The organism is Xenorhabdus sp. NBAII XenSa04 (genome assembly GCF_963866145.1).
Lineage (GTDB): Bacteria > Pseudomonadota > Gammaproteobacteria > Enterobacterales > Enterobacteriaceae > Xenorhabdus > Xenorhabdus indica.
The window spans coordinates 1-8,154 of sequence record NZ_CAWMEB010000166.1; the positions used below are offsets into that span (position 1 = coordinate 1).

The 8,154-nt window shown below is 37.0% G+C and carries 12 protein-coding genes and 3 pseudogenes; 7 read left to right on the forward strand and 8 right to left on the reverse strand.

Annotation, left to right across the window (positions count from 1 at the left end; translation table 11 throughout):
* Positions 1-532 precede the first annotated feature (532 nt).
* The gene (locus AAC147_RS07345; RefSeq protein ID WP_072032569.1) at positions 533-1,120 is read right to left on the reverse strand and encodes a GIY-YIG nuclease family protein; all 588 of its coding nucleotides are present in this window, start codon (positions 1,118-1,120) and stop codon (positions 533-535) included.
* Between the two features lie 186 nt (positions 1,121-1,306).
* Here AAC147_RS07345 and AAC147_RS07350 point away from each other — a divergent pair, with 186 nt between their 5' ends.
* From AAC147_RS07350 to AAC147_RS07370, 5 genes and pseudogenes are all read left to right on the forward strand, one after another.
* Positions 1,307-1,594, forward strand: coding sequence for a hypothetical protein (locus tag AAC147_RS07350; protein WP_052189816.1), 288 nt, complete (start codon positions 1,307-1,309; stop codon positions 1,592-1,594).
* Entirely contained in the window at positions 1,560-1,709 is a 150-nt protein-coding gene (locus AAC147_RS07355; RefSeq protein WP_231571653.1) for an antitermination protein, read from the forward strand. The genes AAC147_RS07350 and AAC147_RS07355 overlap by 35 nt, the downstream gene beginning before the upstream one ends.
* Positions 1,710-2,001: 292 nt before the next feature.
* Entirely contained in the window at positions 2,002-2,379 is a 378-nt protein-coding gene (locus tag AAC147_RS07360; protein WP_052189819.1) for a hypothetical protein, read from the forward strand.
* Between the two features lie 547 nt (positions 2,380-2,926).
* Positions 2,927-3,163 carry a ParD-like family protein gene (locus tag AAC147_RS07365; protein ID WP_047686163.1) on the forward strand — a complete coding sequence of 79 codons (237 nt, stop codon included), beginning with the start codon at positions 2,927-2,929 and terminating at the stop codon, positions 3,161-3,163.
* Positions 3,132-3,350 (forward strand): annotated as a pseudogene (locus tag AAC147_RS07370) (type II toxin-antitoxin system RelE/ParE family toxin); the annotation flags it as partial. The gene AAC147_RS07365 and the pseudogene AAC147_RS07370, both read left to right, overlap by 32 nt.
* Positions 3,351-3,758: 408 nt before the next feature.
* Here the strand turns inward: AAC147_RS07370 and AAC147_RS07375 are convergent.
* Both AAC147_RS07375 and AAC147_RS07380 read right to left on the reverse strand, forming a co-directional pair.
* Complete coding sequence (locus AAC147_RS07375; RefSeq protein ID WP_047686165.1) at positions 3,759-4,160, reverse strand: hypothetical protein; 402 nt, start codon at positions 4,158-4,160, stop codon at positions 3,759-3,761.
* Between the two features lie 76 nt (positions 4,161-4,236).
* Positions 4,237-4,365 (reverse strand): hypothetical protein, encoded by a 129-nt coding sequence (locus tag AAC147_RS07380; protein ID WP_255347690.1) that lies wholly within the window; start codon positions 4,363-4,365, stop codon positions 4,237-4,239.
* 141 nt (positions 4,366-4,506) lie between these two features.
* Between AAC147_RS07380 and AAC147_RS07385 the strand changes: the two genes are divergently transcribed.
* Positions 4,507-4,695: a KilA-N domain-containing protein gene (locus tag AAC147_RS07385; protein WP_052189822.1), complete on the forward strand. Its 189-nt coding sequence runs from the start codon at positions 4,507-4,509 to the stop codon at positions 4,693-4,695.
* On the opposite strand, the pseudogene AAC147_RS07390 reads toward AAC147_RS07385, so the two are convergent.
* A pseudogene (locus AAC147_RS07390) lies at positions 4,654-5,038 on the reverse strand (DDE-type integrase/transposase/recombinase); the annotation flags it as partial. The gene AAC147_RS07385 and the pseudogene AAC147_RS07390 sit on opposite strands and share 42 nt — an antisense overlap.
* A gap of 153 nt (positions 5,039-5,191) precedes the next feature.
* Between AAC147_RS07390 and AAC147_RS07395 the strand changes: the two are divergent.
* Positions 5,192-5,368 carry a hypothetical protein gene (locus AAC147_RS07395; protein ID WP_156115449.1) on the forward strand — a complete coding sequence of 59 codons (177 nt, stop codon included), beginning with the start codon at positions 5,192-5,194 and terminating at the stop codon, positions 5,366-5,368.
* A 400-nt stretch (positions 5,369-5,768) separates the two neighbouring features.
* Here AAC147_RS07395 and AAC147_RS07405 read toward each other — a convergent pair.
* The 4 genes and pseudogenes from AAC147_RS07405 to AAC147_RS20085 form a co-directional block, all read right to left on the reverse strand.
* Positions 5,769-6,188: pseudogene (locus AAC147_RS07405) on the reverse strand (phage tail protein); the annotation flags it as partial.
* Positions 6,189-6,815: 627 nt separating this feature from the next.
* The gene (locus tag AAC147_RS07410; RefSeq protein ID WP_047686169.1) at positions 6,816-7,034 is read right to left on the reverse strand and encodes a hypothetical protein; all 219 of its coding nucleotides are present in this window, start codon (positions 7,032-7,034) and stop codon (positions 6,816-6,818) included.
* A 109-nt stretch (positions 7,035-7,143) separates the two neighbouring features.
* Positions 7,144-7,326 carry a hypothetical protein gene (locus AAC147_RS07415; protein ID WP_047686172.1) on the reverse strand — a complete coding sequence of 61 codons (183 nt, stop codon included), beginning with the start codon at positions 7,324-7,326 and terminating at the stop codon, positions 7,144-7,146.
* On the reverse strand, positions 7,327-7,536 hold the full coding sequence (locus AAC147_RS20085; protein ID WP_072032571.1) for an AAA family ATPase: 210 nt from the start codon (positions 7,534-7,536) through the stop codon (positions 7,327-7,329). It lies immediately after the preceding gene.
* Positions 7,537-8,154 lie beyond the last annotated feature (618 nt).

The window sequence follows — 8,154 nt, forward strand, 5'->3', positions numbered from 1 at the left end:
ATTCGTCAAGGGCAAGGCAGGCTTTTCTGTTTTGTCCGAATTGTCGCGCGCCAGAGATTGCATGTTGTCAGGTATCAATAAGGAAGAAATCAATAAGCCGTTTGATTAAGGAGTTAAAATTTTTATCTAGTAGAATGGTAGCTGTTATAAAACTTACTATGACCGCATTCGGGTTTAGGGGGGTGTTGTTGGGCCTGAATATTCAGGTTAAAAGTCTCAACTATTTGAAAGCCAGGCATGTAAAACAGTATGCTGATGCTAGTTTATCTCAGGGTAGTCATGGTAATCCCACCTATAAACCCTCTCAACGAGATATGCTTTAACCTATGATTGGCGTACTGACACGATTGATGATAATAAGTATTGGTAGCCATAGGGGAAAGCTATCCTCTTAAGGAAACTAAATGGAACTCCCTCTCGAAAGAAGGGGTATTTTATGAATGTTGTGATCTATATTTTTTATAAATATCAGAACAGGCTTTCTCATGAAAAATATCTGTTGTATTAATAATTGAAATAACGTCAAATTCATCTATAAATTTTTTCGCATTCTCTGTAATATTTGAATTTGGTGAAAAAATAGATCATCATCATCATCATCATCATCATCATCATCATCATCTTCATCGTTAATAATAAAACCTAAATCACTTCTATGTATGAATAAATCCCTTAAATAGCTACCAATCTCTTTCTCTATTGTAGTTTCTAGCCATACGATATCACTTGTTTGAATTATTCTAATATCAATTAGTTTTGGAACTATCCAAGAACCATATTTTGATTTTAGTTGATGAAAGATACTAATAGAACTGAAATTAGCTTCATCAGATGATTGTGAGGTGTTTAAATTAATTAATAATTCTATGCGTTTTTTTAATGGATAGCGAAAAAATTCCCTGTTGTTACTAATTCGATAATGTGAAAGTGTATCATGCATATTTTTTTCTAGGGCATCATAATCTTCAGAAAAAACTTCAAATGCAACTTCGAAAGGAGTGGGTATGCCGATAGTAAAGAGTTTTTTAGCTCTGATCTGAGAGTCGCGCAATATTTTTCCTATTTTGATTAATCCAGGCATAGATGAGTTAATTAATATGTATACATAACTATTTTTCATTAATAATCTCTCTATATAAAATTACGTGATATTTTTATTAATTATTCAGGATAGGATAGCTCGAAATGACATCCAGAACTACATGCTTTATATGAATACCGTTCATCTTGTAGTGGCGCAGTCGGGATACTGTTACGGAAAAATTTTGCCAAGAATGATGTCAGCAAGGAAAACAAGTTCAGCACCGTGGAAAAACTGGCACGATACGCAAGACTGACCGTACCGAAACTGATCTCAAAAGCGGCGGGAAATAAACTGGAGCAGCGCATGGTGATTTTAGCCAGGCTGGCCTTTGAAGATTATTCCCGTTCGGCTGCCTCTGCCTGTCAGTGTCACGAATGTCAGGGAAAAGGACTGATTTACTCTAGGAAGGAAGTAGTAAAACACCCTGGCCTGCCCGCGCTGCTCTGGGCGGGGTTACAGCAAAGTGCCCTCGTCAGTGGCTTATACAGCAATCAAGGCTTATTTGCCTGAACTGAATGAAAGAACGTGGCGGCTGAACTGGAAGCCCTTTTATCAAAAGCTGGTGGAGAAGTGTTACACAGAAGAGAAACGGGCAGCAGAGGTATTTGAAGCGGTGACAAAATAAACCGTTGCATTTTGTCCGGCCTTGACCCCTAATATCTTCAAATAGTAGGAATTTGTAGCTATACTTACTACGAATTTTCAGACCTCTCTTCGGCGGGGTTTTCTTTTTAAAATAAAGAAAACCTTATTATGATAATTCTCATTTCTTTGATAGTTATTAACAGACTTTTATAATTTTATTTGATTTAAGTTATCAATGTTGTCCTTATTTTAATATGGCGTATTCAGATATTGTATGGGTAATATCTGGGCGATGTTTGAAATAATTAATCCATATAAATAAGGGGATTGCTATGATAAATAAAAAAGTGAGAATTCTTACAGGATTAATTTTGTCTTTGTTCGCGGGAATTGGAATGGCCGAGGAAAAGGATGAGACTAAGACTACGCATGCAACTATATCTTCATTTAGCTGCAAACAGCTTGTGCCTCATGGAGAGTATGTAGGAAAGTTAGACAAGGTAATCCATATAAGTAAGTGGCATAACAATCCGGCCTATTGGTTTGTAAGTTTAGATAGGAGTGTTGAAGGCTGTATTGGGGTTAACTATGAAAATAAGATACGCACTCAGCTTGTTTATGATGCGTTTATTCTAGGAAAAACTGTAACGGTCAGAATTGAAAATGATGGCGGTAATTATAATAGTTATGTAACAGCGATAACATATTAGCTTTATAATATTAGCCAGCTAAATTAGAGACTAATTATGAATTTTATATAAAACCAGCATATCATTTTGCTGGTTTTTACTTTTCTCTATTTTAGTGATTATTTATGAGTGCTCATTGAAATGTGGAGAATGTCAGGGCTGACTGGCTGCTTAGATACTGTGTGCTTAACTGCTACCTGAAAGACTGACCAATATTCACTTACTGTGTGCGGGATGGTATGACTTGGTGCCCGATGTCGGAGTTCAGCGACGACCTCCACAACCAGTTGTCAACTTAGAGTTTACAACTCAAGCAGCACAGGCCAACACACTGTATCTTTTGAAATCAATTAATTATATGCAATTTTGACTATTTCGAGCAGCACCCCGGATTGGTATAGAGTAAGCCCATGCCCCGTTCTCAGGTAATAGTTACTATCTGACTAATGGCTGACATGGCATTTATTTAATTTATTTAACGCGACAAAATGGTGCATGTTGTAAGTGCGCTTCCGAAGGCGTATACGTTTGATCGCATGTAATACAAACCCCGAGAGAGAACACGCAAATGGCTATTAGTATCCGTTTAGACGATGACTTCGTGAATGATGTAAAAATTCACGCAGAAGTATCAAGCAGGAGTGTGCCAAAGCAGATCGAACATTGGGCAAAAATAGGCCGCATCGCCGAAGATAACCCGGATTTGCCGTACTCCTTTATCCTTGAGGCGTTGCTGGCGAAAAGCGAAGTCGATAATGGCAAGGTGTTGCGTTATGTCAGAAGGACCAAAAAGTCCCAAGATTGATGTTTATGAAACAAGACGTTTCTCTAAGGCATTATCTAAGTTACCTGAAAATCTTCTTGCTATAGTGGAAGACGAAATAGAAAAAATTATCGACAACCCTGAAATTGGTGAACAGAAGAAAGGATATTTGAGTTTTCTTCGTGTCCACAAGTTCCAGTTAAATAACCAGCTAACTTTGCTTGGCTATCACTAGGTTGAAGAAAAAAGCAACGTTTGAAAAAGCGTTTGAGTTGCTATGAGCAATGACCAGAAATTAGTCCGGTGTAATAACTGCCATGAGATACATACTGATGCACCATTTGGTGCTGGTTTTGAAAATCGCCGCCCTCTGGGTAGATTTTGTGAACATGAAAGGATTTCAAAACTATCTGATTTTATCAGTAGTGCTATTTATTACCAGCTAGAAGAAGCTGATAGGGCATCTTTTAGATGCGCAACTACCTGTCATGAAGCTGTATCGTGACATTTTGCATAAACGGGCATACGGTTTTATTGGGCAACTCAATCCTGATCACTTCATTGAGAAGATATAGCCACCTCAGAATCATTTGCTCTATGGTGGCGGAATAATATTTAGTGATTCAGAGACTGGCTCTCAATAAGGTGGATTAGCATCCCATGCTTTCTTTATTGCAGGCAAAACGTTTTCTTCATAATCGGCTAAACTACGAACATTCTTATAACGAGTCTGTACATATTTAACCCCTCTTAGTGCTGGTGCTGAGGTAAATCCAAGCAGATTTAGATAATTGTCTATATTAGATAAATTAATAGGCCCATAAGCCAGGTCAGCGAATGCAGCTTTAATAGTTAATCTTCCGAATCTATCTGCACTTAGGAATCTACATTGAATTAAGTACTCTAAATATACGTTAAGAATATCAGAACCTAGAGAATGGGATGGCGAATGTGTAATAACTGTTTGAGTACAAAAAATTTGCCTGCGTCTTACTAAGGGGGAACTGGTTTTAAACGGATCTCGCGGATTTATTGGCATAACGACCTCCATAAAACATTTATGCGCAATACTTAATTCCATTCCCACTCAACAACAAGCGAATAATGCTTAACAATTAGTTACCACTTGAAACTAAACCCAATATTTTTGTATCCATTCCCTGAATGGCTACAGAAATAACCCATGCTGCCCCGTTCCCATCGCGTACCCAACGCACATGGGTTGGTGGCATTTTTATTTTCACCGCGCATTCACAGCGCAATTTTTAACGTCGAATCTAATCACTTTGATATGAGCCTTCGAGGAAGTCAGTTATAGCTGGCGAGCTTCGACGGGCTGATTTTCTATGTGAACGAGGGTTCATTTTAAATGTAGGTAATATGCCATGAGTAACATCATTCCATTGGATTATGACGGCCACCCTATTCGCTTTAATGAAGAGGGATGGATTAATGCTACAGATGTAGCGGCTAAGTTTGGTAAAGAGCCGAATGACTGGCTGAGTAAACTTGAAACACTGGAATTGAAGTGGTCAACTAAAATTGGTTACTACCTTAGCGTTTTCCCAAAATAATCGTTCTGATTCGTTGGGTGTTAATCCATTGTTATACCAATGAGGGCGAACCTGACTGTAATAGCCCGTGATATAATAGATAATTGATCGCAAAGCCTCATCAAAATTGCGGTAACCTTCTTCAGGCACCCATTCACTTTTTAAGCTCCTGAAAAAACGCTCATGGGACTGTTGACGCTCCTATGTCAAGCATCATTATGAAAGCGATTTTAAATCAGCCAATGGACTTACGCGCAAACAGATCGATAACGACCGCTAAATAGGCCCAGCGTTGACCAGTCCAGATGTAGGTGACATCCCCACACCACACCTGATTGGGTTCAGTGACGGCAAATTGACGGTTGTTGAGTAAGTTGAAAAAGGCGAGATGACTTATAAACAAGCCCAATATCGATACGGGATTCAAGGACGCTCAACCGTTTTAGTTTGGCTTAGGAAGCAGGGGCAGTTAGATTGGAGTCTGGGTTGTACACTTTTACATCCTCAGAGGCCACCTATGACGACATCTTCTTCACTCACACCTGAGCAACGGCTCAAAGAACTTGAACAACAACTGACTGAAATAGAAAAGAAAGCCGAGTTTTTTGAGGCGGTCGTTGAGGTGTTAAAACGGGACTATGGCGTCAGTCTCGTAAAAAAGCCACGAGGCAGGCCATCCAGGAGAAAAAAATAGCCGGCTTCAAGGTGGTTCAATGTTACCGTTACCTGGAGTTTACACGACAAGCTTACTATCAGCAATGTCAGCGGGCTACAATAAAAGCGAAGCATGAGCAAGATGTGTTCAGGCAAGTCCAGTCAATCCTGCTTCAATTGATGTCCCCAGCGCCCCATTGCAGATGAACTCACATTCATGGCTCTGGCGGCTTCGGCAATGCTGTAGTGTTGTCAAGCACTAATTGCGCCGACTCTAATTTAAATTCAGGACTGAAATATCTTTTCATGATGTCACCTGTTGAATGGTTGAAGTGAGAATATCACCCCTATTCAGGTGACCAAAATTATTGAACCACATCAAATTTAGTTGGGATATACGCCAACCTGAAAAAGCCCTCGCGAGGGAGGGCTCATAATTACTAAGCGGCTCTGACTATGTAGTTGAAGGCTATATTACGGGGGCGGGTTTCGTCACCGCCTGTATTGTTAGCAATTGAGTTTTCAGTAGCGTGCCCTATTACATCTCTGCCTATTGGGTAGCGGAGTTTGTCTAGGGAACCTTGGTATAAGGCTAGGTAATTGCTACCGTTACCTTCCGCTAGTTGTATCTTTTTTGTTCTGTCAGCTTGCCACGATAAAACTTGGCGATTTGAGTCTACTCCGCGCTCATCATCCCAACCACGAATAAATTCCCCCCTTAAATCAGGCAATCTGCCTGATGGATAGGCAAGAGCGAGTTTCGGATATTTTTCTTTATCAAATACTTCACCATTGCATTTAAGCCAGCCATCCGGTGGAATTTCTGACGGCCAAGGAATAGGAACACCAACAGGTATCGTGGTATATCCAAAGTTTTCATAGGATTGTTGTGTTGGTACTGATATCTCAGGCTTTTTATCTTGCATAGCTATTCCCTCATTTAATCAACAATACATATTGCTAAATAATATGAAGGCGGTGGGAGACTTCTCCGCCTGTGAACATAAATAAACTGGTTCATCAATACTGGAGAGTATGGCTTGATTAACTTCAATGGGTGAGATGCATGTTTTGATGGCAGGATGGCATAAAATGACAGATGGTGAATTAATAAAATTTATATTACTGCTGATAAAATTTAATTTTAGTTGGGATAATAAATATCCTTCTTTTCATTCCTTAATTACTCACTTGTCCCATCTACCACGCAACCCTATCAATTTATTCAATCATCAACACTTGCTTAACCCCTTGATCTAATTAATCCCTGGTTCTGTGCTGGAATTGCATAAAATCAACAAGTTACGTAAATAGGATAATTCCCCCTTTTTAACACATTGATTTAATTGAATTCCTATACTGAGCAGGAATTAGATAAAATCAAATTGTTGATTCAATATTAGATGTATTTTGTCTTAATTCATCAATTTTTCTAGTTAGAGTTATTTCTTCGTTTTTAATAATATCTATTTTTGATTAGATTGATTCTATTGCTTTTTCTGATTATTTTTAATCTCATTATAAGTTTCTAATAATTCCATGCTGGAAAATTTCATTCCAGACCACATTTTTACTTTTATTTCATTCTCGCTATTTTTATACATTCTAACTTTTCTATTTATTTCTAATATTGAACCATTTACATTTTTAAAATATTCTTCTATGTTTTTTATTCTATGTGATATTGGATTTATTTTAAACTCCATAGATGGTGTGTCTATTTTTTATCAAAAAATTTAATGTTTTCATTATAGATATCTTATATCTCATTTAGTGGTATTTTTTTCTTTTCTTTAGTAAGTATTGTGGTTTCTTTTAATAAATCAATAATATTAGAATAGTACTCGTTGAATTTAATTTCGTATAAATTTCTTTCATTTTCCATTTTTTTATTATGTTTTCTTTTTCCTCAGTCAATCTGTTTTTATTTTTATTCTCTTCATTCAATTTTAATTTTATTTTTTCTATGTAAAGTTCAATTTCTTTGTTTTTTTTCACTTAAAATAAATATTCCTGGTTGCTTGTCGCTTTTATAAAAGTTATCCTCAATGAATTTTTATTGTATACTAAATAATTATAGGTGTTATCTAAATTAGAATTGCATTCTTTATATGCTTTTGAGTCATCAGGATTAAAATAATTAGCTATAGTTGATTTTCCACTTCCATTCTGACCATAAATTAAATTTATTTTTTTGATAAATTTCACTCTAAATATTCAGTGTCATGATAGCTTGCTACGTTTCTTATTCTAACGTATTCCATTTTTCTTACCATGTTATTTAATGTAAATATATTATAGGTAATATAAATAATTATGTTGAGGGAGTTCAATTGATCCTGATCACAAAAATCATTTTATGATTTATTTCGTTTTTATGATTTTAACATTTTGGTATGAAATGAGTGAATTGTCAATGTGTGAAAAACTATTTTTATTATTACTGTTAGTAAAAAGATAAGTTATGTTATTGGGACTTACTCACTATCATAAATGGTCACATAGCTGTAATGGCTAAACAACATAAATCCTATTTCCTTTATCTTCAATGAACAACAGGATGACTTTGCACATCCGATACACACTTATCACGATCACTGTTTGAAATATTCAGCGAGCAACTTTCTACACAAAAACAATTAATTATTACTACAATTTTACACTTAATCTTACGGCGTTTTGCTGTATCTGATGGCACTTCAACGTTCGCACGCTTTTTGCTGACTGTTTACAGAACTCAAGGCGTCACTTTTGGCGGGTTACCGCTGAAAGTGACGCCGCAGCCAAAGAGTACCATAACCCTCAAAGGCTCTGGCCTAGTTAACC

Excerpts from the sequence above, each read along its gene's own strand:
- AAC147_RS07345 (WP_072032569.1), bottom strand. The coding sequence starts at position 1,120 with ATGAAAAATAGTTATGTATACATATTAATTAACTCATCTATGCCTGGA.
- AAC147_RS07360 (WP_052189819.1), top strand. The coding sequence starts at position 2,002 with ATGATAAATAAAAAAGTGAGAATTCTTACAGGATTAATTTTGTCTTTG.
- AAC147_RS07365 (WP_047686163.1), top strand. The coding sequence starts at position 2,927 with ATGGCTATTAGTATCCGTTTAGACGATGACTTCGTGAATGATGTAAAA.
- AAC147_RS07375 (WP_047686165.1), bottom strand. The coding sequence starts at position 4,160 with ATGCCAATAAATCCGCGAGATCCGTTTAAAACCAGTTCCCCCTTAGTA.
- AAC147_RS07385 (WP_052189822.1), top strand. The coding sequence starts at position 4,507 with ATGAGTAACATCATTCCATTGGATTATGACGGCCACCCTATTCGCTTT.
- AAC147_RS07395 (WP_156115449.1), top strand. The coding sequence starts at position 5,192 with ATGACGACATCTTCTTCACTCACACCTGAGCAACGGCTCAAAGAACTT.
- AAC147_RS07410 (WP_047686169.1), bottom strand. The coding sequence starts at position 7,034 with ATGGAGTTTAAAATAAATCCAATATCACATAGAATAAAAAACATAGAA.